The following is a 12012-nucleotide window of genomic DNA, read 5'->3' as shown; positions in this document are numbered from 1 at the left end:
GTTCAGGGGCGTACGCCGTTCAGTAGTGATTACAACCCCTACTCGACCAATTGGATGATCAAGCAGTTCGACTTGGATCCGCTCTCGTTCCTATGGAGCGTGATGGACGCAGGCATGCTTCTTACGTCACTTGGTACGCTTTCCGCGACCAAGGCCGGAACAGCTGTCGGCGCCGCAAGATCCGGGTCAGCCGGAGCTGCCGCCAAGGGTGGATCGAGGCTCGCCGAGGCGTCGTCTGCGGCCTTCTGCGCAGCCGACGATCCGGCTTCGATGTTCATCAAGAACAAGCACCTAGCGTCTGCTGGTGGCAACGGTGCAAAGTTCGCCACGGACGACATTGGCCAAGTCCAGGGCTGGATCTCACGCGGTCTTAAATCGGACGGCGTGCAGTTCCTGCCCAACGGGCTCGACGACACCTTCCGCGCAATCGTTCCAGCAGGCCGTGCTGTCGGAACGCGCGGTCAGACAAACATCCGTGTCATAGTCACGAATGACGGCCGCGTCATCAACGCCTTCCCGGTCAACGTGAGGTGACTGCCATGGATATGACTTACGACCGACTGAACACGGACGAGCTCCGTGGCCCCACACAGGCCGACTACCTGATCGCTTTCGACGCCGACCTGCGCGTCGTGGTAGGCGACGAGACCGTCTACGCCGAACCAGGCTTTCCCGTCGTCGAGCTCGCTCGGAGCTTGAAATCCTGGCTAGGAAACCCTGTCCAAGGCGACTTTGAGTTCGACTCGATGTCGATCGAGGAGGTCGGATCCGTCGCGTTTCGCCACACAGCGGCGGGATGGACGTTCAGTTCCGTCTTCGACCCAGGGGCTTCGACGCCCCTTGCCGATTGGGCCGAGGTCGAGCAGGGTTGCCGCCGCATGGTCTCCCGGGTCGAAGCTGACCTAGTGGCGCTAGGTCTCGATCCCGACGAGGTGCTCCAGTGGTGAAGCGCCTTCTCATGCTTCTTGTGGCTTCCGCCCCGATGCTCGGGCTGTGTCTACACCGGGTCGGCAAGTTGCACATCGTGATGGTTCGATGACCGTCGCGAGCGAAGTGGTCAAAGCGGGCAGCCGCCATCCTCTCGGGCGATTACTCAGGTCACGCCACGAACAACGTCAATGAGATCGGGTCAGCGTACGTGCGAGTATTCGGCGAAGAGTCCTCAGGGCGTCTACAGGGTGCATCGTGTCTCTTGAGATGGCGACGCTCGAGGTCAGGTGGTTACGATCGATGTTTCACACAGAGACCTCCGCGGTTGCCTGCCCCCACGCGACTCCAGTTGAACGAACTTGTTCATACTCTCTCCGAACAGGCAGTTCACGTTCCGACCGAACTTTGAGAGATGTGTGCGTGACGTTGCAAAGATTGCAGCGAAGGTGTGTTCGTTCGCTGGCTCCACGGTCGCACTCATGGCCGACGGGTTGCGCAAGCCCATCGAGGACACCAAGGTCAATGAGGAGATGATGGCGCCCGAGTGATTGAAGTTGCCATACGACCACTGAGTCAATGCTCGCCAGTTCAGTGAGTTGGCCGACTGTCTACGCACGGCGTCGGGCATTGCGTGGAGAGCAGTAACTACGCCATCGGCAGGTCCCGAGGCCCGGCCACGTCGTAGCCGGCTTCGTCGATTGCGGCTGCGACGGCGTTGTCGTCCAGCGGCGCGCTGCTCTCAACTGTGACGGTCGAGGTGCCGCCGGAGGCCAAGTCGACGGCGACCGAAGTCACTCCGTCGAGGGTTTTGAGTTCCTTGGTCACGCTTCCGACGCAGTGGCCGCAAGTCATGCCGTTGACGAGGTAGGTGTTGGTGGTCATTGAAGCAGCTCTTTCGTCGAAGTGATTTCCTCATACTATACCCCTAGGGGGTATGTGGAACAAGTGGCACCTAGGGTGGAGTCATGACTAATCTCCCTGGGTTGGACGGTTTGCTCGGTGTCGAACACGTTGAACTCGGACCTGACAAGGTCGTTGCACGATTCACGATCACCGATAATCACCTGCAGCCATTCGGCATCCCTCACGGCGGGATCTACTGCTCAGTGCACGAGTCGACCGCGAGCATTGCCGCATTCATCTGGTTCGGCGGCAAGGGCGTCGTCGTCGGCACCAATAATTCAACCGACTTCCTGCGCCAGGCCAAGGTTGGCGACACGATCACCGTCACGGCAACGCCGATCCACCGGGGGCGTACCCAACAGCTGTGGCACCTTGACTCCGTCGACCAGGATGACCGGCTCATCGCGCAGGGGCAGGTGCGACTCGCCAATATCGAGCAGGAGCTTCCCGCCGGAATCATGGATCAATTCACCACGGCCTAGGCCCCGGCTGCGGTCCGCTAGGATTGCGGTAAGCGAGTGCGACTGGCGTTGAGGTGGATACCACCGGGGAGCGCTCGCGAAATCAACGACATCGGGACCGTTCGCCTGGGCCCCACGTCAGCCAATTTCCCGCTGACTGGAGGCATCCGCGATGATGATGACCATGACGAACACTGCCCCGTACCCGACCTCGCTGCTCAGCGACGGTGACATCCGTGTGCTGTTGCTCGAGAACATCCACACCGACGGTGCGGACTTCTTGCGAGGCAAGGGCTTCCAGGTCGAGACCCACGACGGTGCACTCGGCGAGGACGACCTGATCGAGGCGATCCAGGGTGTGCACCTGCTGGGCATCCGCTCGACGACCTACGTGACTGAGAAGGTCCTTGCCGCCGCGCCCGACCTGCTGGCGATCGGTGCGTTCTGCATCGGGACCAACCAGATCGATCTGGCGGCCACGACCCGTCAGGGAATCGCGGTGTTCAATGCGCCGTACTCGAACACCCGCAGCGTCGTGGAGCTGGCGATCGCCGAGATCATCTCGCTCGCGCGTCGTCTGCACGAGAAGTCGACCGACATGCACAACGGTGTGTGGAACAAGTCGGCCGCCGGTAGCCACGAGGTTCGCGGCCGCACCCTCGGCATCATCGGCTACGGCAATATCGGCAGCCAGCTCTCGGTCGTCGCCGAGGCGCTCGGTCTGTCCGTCGTGTTCTTCGACATCGACGACAAGCTCGCGCTCGGTAACGCCAAGCGTTGCTCGACGCTGGAGGAACTGCTTGCGATCTCCGACGTCGTGACGCTGCACGTCGACGGACGTCCGGGCAATGCCGGACTGTTCGGCGATGAGGAGATGGCCGCGATGAAGCCCCGCGCCCTGTTCCTCAACCTCTCGCGCGGTATCGCGGTCGACACCGCTGCACTGCGCAAGCACCTGGAATCGGGCCATATCGCCGGGGCCGCAGTCGATGTGTTCCCCGTCGAGCCCAAGCGCCAGGGCGATCCCTTCGAGTCGGATCTGCGCGGACTCAAGAACGTCATCCTGACCCCGCACGTCGGCGGATCGACCGAAGAGGCGCAGCAGGACATCGGACGTTTCGTCGCTTCCAAACTGCGCTCGTACGCGTCCTACGGTGGCACCTCGCTGAGCGTCAACCTGCCCGAAATCAGCCTCCCGGCAGATGCCTCGAAGCACCGGTTGGCGCTCGTGCACCGCAATGCCCCTGGAGTGCTTGCGACGATCAACGGTCTGCTCGGTGAGCACGGCGTCAACATCGAAGCGCAGTCGCTCTCGACCCGCGGCGAAATGGGCTACGTCCTGACCGACGTTGCAGCCGAGCTCGGCACCGATGTGCTGCAGGAGCTCGCGGGGCTACCCGAGACGGTTCGCCTGCGCCAGCTGAGTTGATCTGAACGACGAAGCCCCCGATCTGCCACAGGGCGGATCGGGGGCTTTGCTTTTGCCTCGGTTCGACTACTCGCTGAAGCCGAACGGCGGGTAGTCGTCGGTCAGCAGGAACAGGTACGCGCTCAGGCGCGTGCTCCAGCGCATCAGGCCGACGATGAAGTTGCGCAGCCCGGTCGGCCAGGAGCCGGTGAACAGGACCGCGAACCAGCCGATGATGTAGACGAAGAAGGCGATGATGCTCACGACGTACAGCACGATCATGTGGGGGATCGCGAGGATGATCCGGAAGAAGATGCTGACCCGACTACGGCCTTCCGTCTCCGCCGCGAAGTCGACCCGGACGGCCGAGTAGTCGCCCGGATCGGCGAATGTCGCGGAGAAACCGAACGGCGGATAGTCCTCGGTCAGGAACGACGAGTAGACACCGACCCTCGTCTGGTAGCGAACCACCATTGCGAAGAAGGTCAGAATTCCCGCCGGAATCTTGCCCGTGAAGACGCCCAGGATCCATGCCACGATCGCCAGGATCTCCGCGACGATGATCAGCGCGTAGACGATGATGAAGTGCGGGATGGCCAAGATCATGTTGCCGATGACCCGCCAGCGGGCGATCTTCTCCGGCAGATTGACCGTCATGGTGGCCGGATATCCGCCGGGGGCGGGTGTCGGCGTCTGGCCTGCGGATTGCGGTGAAGGAATTCCGTCGCCCGGGAGATTAGGCGGAGTGCTTTCGCTCATGTCGATACCTTCTGTGGACTGTTGGTTACCGAAACCGTAGCGACTTCGGAGATTCTGCGCAGCAAGCAACGAACTTCGAGTGAGTCGAAGCGTGGGCAGGGCTCGGAACCCTATTGCGGACCTGATTCACGTGAAACACCGGTGTCGCTCAGATCGAGGCTTTCGCTGTCGTCAGGGTTTCTGCGCACCCTGCATCGATTTTGAGTGTCGCAAGACCGTCACCGCGGGTCTGACCCCGATTGACGATCACGATCGGGAGACCGGCCTTGTGGGCGGCCTTGACGAACCGCAGTCCCGACATGACGTGCAACGACGAACCGAGGACGAGCAGGGCTTGTGCCTCGGCGACAAGTGAGTAGCAACGTGCGACGCGGTCCTTCGGCACGTTCTCGCCGAAGAAGACGACATCGGGCTTCAGATCCCCACCGCAAGCCCGACACGATGCGACGTGGAAGTCGGAGGTTTCGTCGAACACTGCGTCGCCGTCGGGTGCCATCTCGCCGACCCGGGACTCATATCCGGGGTTGAGGCGAGCGAGTCGCTCGTGCAGCTCTGGACGCGAGGTGACGTCGCGGCATTCCAGGCAGATCACCCGATCGATGCGCCCGTGCAGGTCGATGACGTCGCGATGCCCGGCCCGGCCGTGGAGGCCGTCGACGTTCTGGGTGATCAGACCGGTCAGTCGGCCATCCGCCTGCATCTCGACCAGTGCGCGGTGGGTCGGATTGGGGTCGGCATGACGCATCCGGCTCCATCCGACGTGCGCGCGGGCCCAATAGCGTTGCCGATTCTCCGCTGACCGGATGAAGTCCTGGTACGTCATGGGGGAGCGCGATGGCGATTCTGGTCCGCGATAGTCGGGGATCCCGGAGTCGGTGGACACGCCTGCACCGGTCAGGATGAGCCACTGGTGAGCGGCGAGGAGTTCCTCGAACTGTTGAATCTCTTCAAGAGCCGGACGTCGCCAGGTCTGACCGTTCACGTTTTCCAGAGTACGTCCGGGTCGGCTGATCAGCAGGAGAGGAGTTCGGCCATTGAGGGAAGAACCAGGTGTCTCGATCGCTTCACGGGTGACTAGTCGCAACGATGGCTAGAATAGGTGTTTCAATTGTGTACACAAAGTGAAGGGTGTGATGATGAGCATCGGCATACGAGAACTCCGCGACTCGCTCAGCAAGCAGCTCGCTTCCGTGCAAGCAGGCCACACCGTCACGATCACATCGCACGGAAGAGCCATCGCACGCATCGTGCCGGTGGATCAGCCCACCAAGCTCGAGCAATTGCGAGCCGAAGGCCGAATCCGGGCGCCCAGCAGTGCACGGCGGCCATTGCCTGAACTGGTGGAGGCAACCGGGCTGGTCTCGGAATTGATCGATGAGCAGCGACGGTGATCTGTTATCTGGATACGTCGGCCATTATTCCGATGCTGATCAACGAGCCGAGCAGCCCTGTGTGCCGTGAGTTGTGGATGACAGCAGACGATGTCGTGTCGAGTCAGCTCGCGTATGTCGAGTGCGCAGCGGCTTTGGCTGCTGCCCAACGTGCTGGCCGTATCGACAGCGCCGGTCATCAAGCGTCGTTGAGCGGGCTCGACCGGCTCTGGGCTGAACTCGACGCGTATCCAGTCGAGGAAGAGCTTCTCAAGCAAGCTGCTCAAGTCGCGGCAGCTCATGCGCTCAGGGGCCACGACGCGGTTCACTGCGTCAGCGCAATGCAGCTCGCCGATCCAGATCTCGTGGCGGTGTCGGGCGACAAACACCTGCTTCAGGCGTGGACGGATCTTGGTATCGCGTCCCTCGACGTCAACCAGTAGATAAAACTCAATCAGCCAGTTCGATCAGCTTCTTGACGGTGTTGAGGTTCCTCGCGGTGCCCGGAGTGCCGAGCGCTCGCATGACCGAGTCGGTCTTCATCTGTGGTTTGCCGGCACCGTTCGCGTAGCGGATGTGCAGATTGTCGCCGATGACCTGCCAATGATCGTCGTGGACGTCGAAGGTCTCGGCCTTCTTGATCGCCGCGGCGGTGGGCCTGCCGGTCAGGAATGAGACGTAGGAGTACTTCGGCTCGATGACGTCGAAGGGGTGGGCGTCGAGCGCATCCCGCACCTGTTCCGGCGTCCTGGAGATGACGTCGCGGAAGAATCCGAACTGCTTCTCGATGGCCTGTTCCAGGGCCCGGTCAAATGTGGCAGGGGAGCCCTGAACGTCCGCGATGAGATTGCCGGAGGCAATGTACGTCGAGACGTCGGTGGCGCCCAGTTCGGTGGCGATGGAACGCAGCTGCGCCATCGGCACCTGCGCGCCACCGACGTTGACCGCGCGCAACAGAATGATTCGAACGCTCATTCGTCCAGTATCGCGCGGTCAACGCCAACGAGGTCAGATCGCTGCGGCGAGTTCGGTTGCCTGCTTGATGGCGCGCTTGGCGTCGAGCTCGGCGGCGACATCGGCGCCACCGATCACATGGACGGGCTTGCCGAGGGCTTCGAGCGGTTCGATCAGATCGCGGACCGACTCTTGGCCGGTGCACAGGACGATCGTCTCGACGTCGAGCACCCGGGATTCCGATGTCTCCTTGCCGGTCGCGACAGTGATGTGCAGGCCGTCGTCGTCGATCCGGTCATAGGCTGCACCCTTGATCATCACGACGCCGGAGTCCTTGAGGGTCTGGCGGTGAACCCAGCCCGACGTCTTGCCCAGCCCCTTGCCCAGTTCGGAGCTCTTGCGCTGCAGGAGGAAGACCTCGCGGGTCGGCGGCGCCTTGACCTTGGTGGCCAGACCGCCGCGTTCGAGGGCCGGATCGGTCACCCCCCAGCGGGTCATCCAGTGCTCCAGCGACTCATCGGGCTCGTGCAGCAAGAATTCGGAGACGTCGAAACCGATGCCACCGGCACCGACGACCGCGACGGTTCGACCGACGGCGACCTGTCCGCGGATGACCTGCTGGTAGTCGACAACCTTGGGGTGATCGACCCCGGCGATGGCCGGAATGCGGGGCACGACACCGGTCGCGATGACGACTTCGTCAAAGCCGGCGAGCTCTTCAGCGGTGACGCGGGTGTCGAGATGCAGTTTGACGCCGTTGATCTCGAGGCGGCGGGAGAAGTAACGAATCGTCTCCTTGAACTCCTCCTTACCGGGGATCTGCATCGCGAGCCTGAACTGACCGCCTACCTCGGGCAGGGCCTCGAACAGCTCGACGACATGGCCTCGACCGGACAGCTCAGCGGCGGCCGCCAGCCCGGCGGGTCCGGCCCCGACGACCGCGATCGTCTTGGTCGTTCGGGTGGGCGACAGGATCAGCGTCGTCTCGTGGCCCGCGCGCGGGTTGATCATGCACGTCGCCCGCTTGTTGACGAACGTGTGGTCGAGGCACGCCTGATTGCACGCGATGCACGTGTTGATCTCATCGGCGCGATCCTCGGCCGCCTTCTGCACGAAGAACGGGTCCGACAGCAGTGGCCGGGCCATGGAAATGAGATCGGCCTGGCCAGACGCGATGATCTCCTCGGCGACCTCGGGTGTGTTGATCCGGTTGGATGCCACGACCGGCACCGAGACCTCGGCCTTGAGTTTGCCGGTGACCCAGGCGAATGCGCCACGCGGCACCGACGTGACGATCGTGGGGATCCGCGCCTCGTGCCAGCCGATTCCGGTGTTGATGATCGAGACGCCGGCAGATTCGATCTTGCGGGCGAGCTCGACCGTCTCGTCCCAGTCCTGGGCATTGTCGACCAGGTCGAGGAGCGACATCCGGTACATCACGATGAAGTCCTCGCCGACGGCCTGGCGGACCCGGTCGACGATCTCGACGGGAAAGCGCATCCGGTTCTCGGCGCTGCCGCCCCAACGGTCGGTGCGGTTATTGGTGCGGGCGGTCAGCATCTGATTGATCAGGTAGCCCTCCGACCCCATGATCTCGACACCGTCGTAACCGGCCCGACGGGCCAGCACGGCGGACGCTGCGAAGTCGTCGACCGTGCGGTCGACCTCCTTGGTCGACATCGCCTTGGGACGCCCGAAGGGTGTGATCGGCGATTTGATCGTGGAGGCACCGCGCTTGAACGGGTGGTAGCCGTAGCGTCCGGCGTGCAGCAGCTGCATCACGATCTTGCCGTCGTGCTCGTGCACCGCGCCGGTCACGATGCGGTGCTTGTCGGCGAATCGCTTCGACGTCATCTGCGAACCCATCGGCAACAGCCAGCCATGCCAGTTCGGCGCATATCCGCCGGTCACCGACAAGGCCACGCCGCCCTTGGCTCGTTCGGCGAAGTAGGCCGCGAGTTCGGGCAGGTGCTTGGCTCGGTCTTCCAGACCCGTGTGCATCGAGCCCATGATGACGCGGTTGCGCAGCGTCGTATGGCCGAGGTCGAGCGGTTCGAGCAGGTGCGGATACGGATTCATCGCGGTCACTTCCCACTCATTGCGGCAACAGCTTCAGCCTGGATCTGCGGGAACTGCGCACCCATCGCGCCAGCGAGAGCATTCGCCGCCGACAGCGGCCGGACCATGACGGTGAACTCACAGATCTTGCCGTTTTCGTCGGTACGGATCAGGTCGATGCCGTTGAGGCTCGTCCCGTCGACGAACGTCTCGAAGATCAAGGCGGAGCCGTGCCCATCAGAATCGGCAAGTTCGCGAACGTAGCGGAAGTCGGTGAAGACCCGGCCGACGCCCCGAAGGATCGCAGCGACGATCGCCTTGCCCTCATACGGCTTGAAGGCGACGGGACTACGGAACACGACGTCGTCGGCGAGCAGATCTTCCAGTCCAGCGAAGTCACCTGCCTCGACCAGGGCGCGGAACTCTTTCATGGGGACTCCTGTGGTGGGATGGGGTCGTGATTTCGAAGACTGCAGCCAAGTTCCTGGTGCTGGCCGGTGTGTTCAATGTCGTGATCTGGCCGCGATTCGCCAAGGCGGTTGTCGAGGACGATCGCGCGTGGGCCGGCGAGCACTGGCACAGCACCCCGCAGGCCTTCTTCTGGGTGCATGCGGTGCTGATCACGACGGCGATCGTGATCGGGCTGGGCGTGCTGTACGTCGGTGTGAAGGCTCACCGTTCAGCCGCCTCGAGTCGCTGAAGGATCTCGTCGCACCACGCGATGCCGGTCTGCTCGGCCAGGATTCCGCCGCGTAGTGCCAGCCAACCGCCGAGTTCGTCCGTGCCTAGGGCGTCGGGGTCCGGGTAGTACTTCGCAGCGCTGTCGAGGTAGTACGCCAGCTTGGCCTCATGGGCACGGCGCCGGACGTGGACGTCCTCGGTGATGGCCGTGGCATCGCCGAACTGAAGGGCGCGGATCTTGACCGCGAATTCGCTGCGCAGGGGTTCGACCGGAGTCGCCTTGGCGGTCCAGGTCGTGAGCTCCTCGCGGCCGTCGGCGGTGATGGCGTAGACCTTCTTGTCAGGTCGCCCGTCCTGGGGGACGACGTGGGAGGCAACGAGGCCGTCGCCCTCCATCCGTCCCAGCACCTTGTAGATCTGCTGGTGGCTGGCCTTCCAGAAGTGGCCGATCGATGCGTCGAATCGGCGGGCCAGGTCGTAGCCGGATGCGGACTTCTCGGCGAGGGAGACGAGGATCGCGTGTTCGAGGGCCATGCCGAGACGGTACTATGCAACTTGTTGCACTGCAAGGAGGTGTGGTCACGACATCGTGCGGCGCCTGACCTCGCCGGGTGTGTAACCGAACTGTTGGGTGAAGCCCACGATGAACGCCGACGCACTGGAGTAGCCGCTGCGTCGCGCCACGGTGCCCACCGGGTGGGTGTGCAGCAGTACGCGGGCGGCGTCGAGGCGTAGTCGCGTTCGCCACTGCGAGAACGACATGCCGTACTCGCGAACGAAGTCGCGCTGCAACGTCTTGGCGCTGACGTGTTGAAGCGCTGCCCACTCCTCGATCGATCGCCGGTTGCCCGGATCATGCGACAGCTCGCGGGCGATCGTGCGGGCCGTTCCGCGTCCGGCCGCAGGTCGCAGTATCGGCGCAGCGGTATCCAGCGTCGACAAGCCGGCCAAGATGCCCCGTCGCGCGGTGAGGGCACGCCGTTCATTCTGGCCGGGCCGGGCAATCTCTTCCAGAAGGCCTTGGGCCGACTCATCGATGGTGACTGCGCCGACGTGCACACCGACGAGTCCGGGTGGCACTTCGCGCAGACAGACCCGGTACACCAACTGGCCCTCAGTGGCATGCACGTCGTGGGAGATCGTGCGTTCGGCCCAGAATGCCTCACCGGGCCCGATGAACCGGGCAGTTCCGTCGTGCATCGTCGAGAGCATTCCGTCGGGAGACCAATAGAGCTGATGCAGGAAGTCCTGTCGCGTTCCGCCGAACTCCAGCCAGCGGGATGCGCGGTACTTCAGCACCATGATCCCGTCGGGCAGACCCAGGCCGTAGCCGTACTCCTCGCACCACACCGGATCGGGTGACTCGTGTCCTGCAACCGTCACCAGGTGTCCTCTCATCGATATCGCTGCCTACTTCGGTAAGGCTACCCTGACCTAGGCACCGCACAGACGCGGCACCCACTCCTGAAACCCCCTACTGGAGGAACACCCATGTCCCGACGTTTGTCCTGGCGCCTTGCCGGCGCCGCCGCACTATCGCTTGCACTACTGAGCGGTTGTGGATCGGACGGTGGCGACAAGGCCGAGGCACCCGAAACCCGTATGTTCACCGCGGACAACGGCAAGATCGAGATTCCGACCGATCCCGAGCGGGTCATTGCCACGGGCTATGCCGTGCCGGCCCTGATCGAGGCCGATGCTGCACTGGTCGGCATCTCGGAGTGGTCGCGCGGCATCCCGCTGATGACCGCAGATGACGTCAAGTCCTACGAGGGACTCGAGAAGGTGGCCGGCGAGACCGCCGCTTCGACCAACTACGAGGCGATCGCCAACCTCAAGCCCGATCTGATCGTCCTCGGCGTACCTCAGCCGGCTTTGGTCGACATCGACATGGACCGGCTCGAATCCATCGCGCCGGTCGTGACCCTCGGCCCCGCACTGCCTTCGGCCTGGCGCGAGCTGTCGCAGAAGCAGTCGGAGGCGGCCAATCGACTCGAGAACTTCGACACAGCCAAGGCTGCGTACGAGAAGAAGGCCGAAGGGCTCAAGGCCAAGTACGCCGACGTGCTCGGCGATCTCGAATTCGGCCATCTCGGTGCTTACGGCGATGTGACCGCAGGCAACTTCCAGCGGGAGTTCCCCGGTTCGTGGGGCACCAATATCGCCACCGACATCGGTGTGAACTATTACGGCAAGGTCAAGAAGAGTGGACCCGGCAGCGCTGCGGTCAGCGAGTACCCGTCAATCGAGGAACTGCCCGAAAGCCTCGGCGATGCCGATGTCATCACGTACTCGCTGGAGACCGACGGAAAGGTCGGTGAGTCGGTCAAGTACGTCATGGATTCGCCACTGTGGAAGAACCTCCCGGCGGTCAAGGCCGGACGGGTCTACGCGTTCAAGTTCACCGAAGCGGCCACGTTCACCGAGGCGATGGAGACGCTCGACGTCATCGACATGGCACTTCGGCCCTTGCTCGACAAGTGAGTCT

General features: G+C 63.2%; 17 protein-coding genes and 1 riboswitch. Of the genes, 9 read left to right on the top strand and 8 right to left on the bottom strand.

Annotated elements, in window-relative coordinates:
• The 3 genes from ACXJKC_RS10495 to ACXJKC_RS10485 all read left to right on the top strand — a co-directional run.
• Positions 1-534: hypothetical protein (locus tag ACXJKC_RS10495; protein ID WP_456696644.1), on the top strand; the 534-nt coding region annotated here is incomplete at its 5' end.
• 5 nt (positions 535-539) lie between these two features.
• Positions 540-947, top strand: a complete 408-nt coding sequence (locus tag ACXJKC_RS10490; protein WP_456696643.1) for a DUF7878 domain-containing protein — start codon at positions 540-542, stop codon at positions 945-947.
• Positions 948-1346: 399 nt separating this feature from the next.
• Positions 1347-1478: a hypothetical protein gene (locus ACXJKC_RS10485; protein WP_456696642.1), complete on the top strand. Its 132-nt coding sequence runs from the start codon at positions 1347-1349 to the stop codon at positions 1476-1478.
• Positions 1479-1575: 97 nt separating this feature from the next.
• On the opposite strand, the gene ACXJKC_RS10480 is transcribed toward ACXJKC_RS10485, so the two are convergent.
• A complete protein-coding gene (locus ACXJKC_RS10480) occupies positions 1576-1812 on the bottom strand; it encodes a heavy-metal-associated domain-containing protein (RefSeq protein ID WP_456696641.1) in 237 nt (78 codons plus the stop codon).
• A gap of 83 nt (positions 1813-1895) precedes the next feature.
• Between ACXJKC_RS10480 and ACXJKC_RS10475 the strand changes: the two genes are divergently transcribed.
• Positions 1896-2315 (top strand): PaaI family thioesterase, encoded by a 420-nt coding sequence (locus ACXJKC_RS10475; protein WP_456696640.1) that lies wholly within the window; start codon positions 1896-1898, stop codon positions 2313-2315.
• A 28-nt stretch (positions 2316-2343) separates the two neighbouring features.
• A riboswitch (ZMP/ZTP riboswitch) is annotated at positions 2344-2433 on the top strand.
• Positions 2434-2478: 45 nt separating this feature from the next.
• On the top strand, positions 2479-3723 hold the full coding sequence (serA, locus tag ACXJKC_RS10470; protein WP_456696639.1) for a phosphoglycerate dehydrogenase: 1245 nt from the start codon (positions 2479-2481) through the stop codon (positions 3721-3723).
• Positions 3724-3789: 66 nt separating this feature from the next.
• On the opposite strand, the gene ACXJKC_RS10465 is transcribed toward serA, so the two are convergent.
• Together ACXJKC_RS10465 and ACXJKC_RS10460 are read right to left on the bottom strand one after the other, a co-directional pair.
• Entirely contained in the window at positions 3790-4461 is a 672-nt protein-coding gene (locus tag ACXJKC_RS10465; RefSeq protein ID WP_456696638.1) for a DUF4389 domain-containing protein, read from the bottom strand.
• 148 nt (positions 4462-4609) lie between these two features.
• Complete coding sequence (locus ACXJKC_RS10460) at positions 4610-5443, bottom strand: NAD-dependent protein deacetylase (RefSeq protein ID WP_456696637.1); 834 nt, start codon at positions 5441-5443, stop codon at positions 4610-4612.
• A 154-nt stretch (positions 5444-5597) separates the two neighbouring features.
• Here ACXJKC_RS10460 and ACXJKC_RS10455 point away from each other — a divergent pair, with 154 nt between their 5' ends.
• Positions 5598-5852 carry a type II toxin-antitoxin system Phd/YefM family antitoxin gene (locus ACXJKC_RS10455; protein WP_456696636.1) on the top strand — a complete coding sequence of 85 codons (255 nt, stop codon included), beginning with the start codon at positions 5598-5600 and terminating at the stop codon, positions 5850-5852.
• Positions 5849-6274 carry a type II toxin-antitoxin system VapC family toxin gene (locus tag ACXJKC_RS10450; protein WP_456696635.1) on the top strand — a complete coding sequence of 142 codons (426 nt, stop codon included), beginning with the start codon at positions 5849-5851 and terminating at the stop codon, positions 6272-6274. Before ACXJKC_RS10455 ends, ACXJKC_RS10450 begins: the two co-directional genes overlap by 4 nt.
• Before the next feature lie 7 nt (positions 6275-6281).
• Here the strand turns inward: ACXJKC_RS10450 and ACXJKC_RS10445 are convergent, their stop codons facing one another.
• The 3 genes from ACXJKC_RS10445 to ACXJKC_RS10435 are packed head-to-tail and all read right to left on the bottom strand — an operon-like array spanning position 6282 to position 9274.
• On the bottom strand, positions 6282-6806 hold the full coding sequence (locus ACXJKC_RS10445) for a DUF1697 domain-containing protein (protein ID WP_456696634.1): 525 nt from the start codon (positions 6804-6806) through the stop codon (positions 6282-6284).
• Positions 6807-6839: 33 nt separating this feature from the next.
• Positions 6840-8864 (bottom strand): oxidoreductase, encoded by a 2025-nt coding sequence (locus ACXJKC_RS10440; protein WP_456696657.1) that lies wholly within the window; start codon positions 8862-8864, stop codon positions 6840-6842.
• A 5-nt stretch (positions 8865-8869) separates the two neighbouring features.
• On the bottom strand, positions 8870-9274 hold the full coding sequence (locus ACXJKC_RS10435) for a nuclear transport factor 2 family protein (protein ID WP_456696633.1): 405 nt from the start codon (positions 9272-9274) through the stop codon (positions 8870-8872).
• A 26-nt stretch (positions 9275-9300) separates the two neighbouring features.
• On the opposite strand from ACXJKC_RS10435, the gene ACXJKC_RS10430 reads away from it, so the two are divergent.
• Entirely contained in the window at positions 9301-9543 is a 243-nt protein-coding gene (locus tag ACXJKC_RS10430; protein WP_456696632.1) for an SCO4848 family membrane protein, read from the top strand.
• Here ACXJKC_RS10430 and ACXJKC_RS10425 read toward each other — a convergent pair.
• Positions 9516-10058 (bottom strand): PadR family transcriptional regulator, encoded by a 543-nt coding sequence (locus ACXJKC_RS10425; RefSeq protein ID WP_456696631.1) that lies wholly within the window; start codon positions 10056-10058, stop codon positions 9516-9518. The genes ACXJKC_RS10430 and ACXJKC_RS10425 overlap by 28 nt on opposite strands.
• A gap of 45 nt (positions 10059-10103) precedes the next feature.
• A complete protein-coding gene (locus ACXJKC_RS10420) occupies positions 10104-10907 on the bottom strand; it encodes a helix-turn-helix transcriptional regulator (RefSeq protein ID WP_456696630.1) in 804 nt (267 codons plus the stop codon).
• Positions 10908-11015: 108 nt separating this feature from the next.
• Here ACXJKC_RS10420 and ACXJKC_RS10415 point away from each other — a divergent pair, with 108 nt between their 5' ends.
• Complete coding sequence (locus tag ACXJKC_RS10415) at positions 11016-12008, top strand: ABC transporter substrate-binding protein (protein WP_456696629.1); 993 nt, start codon at positions 11016-11018, stop codon at positions 12006-12008.
• The last annotated feature ends 4 nt before the right edge of the window (positions 12009-12012 follow it).

Source organism: Aeromicrobium sp. P5_D10 (assembly GCF_054049535.1).
Note: the sequence above shows the minus strand (reverse complement) of the source record. Positions and strands in the feature narration are given on the sequence as shown.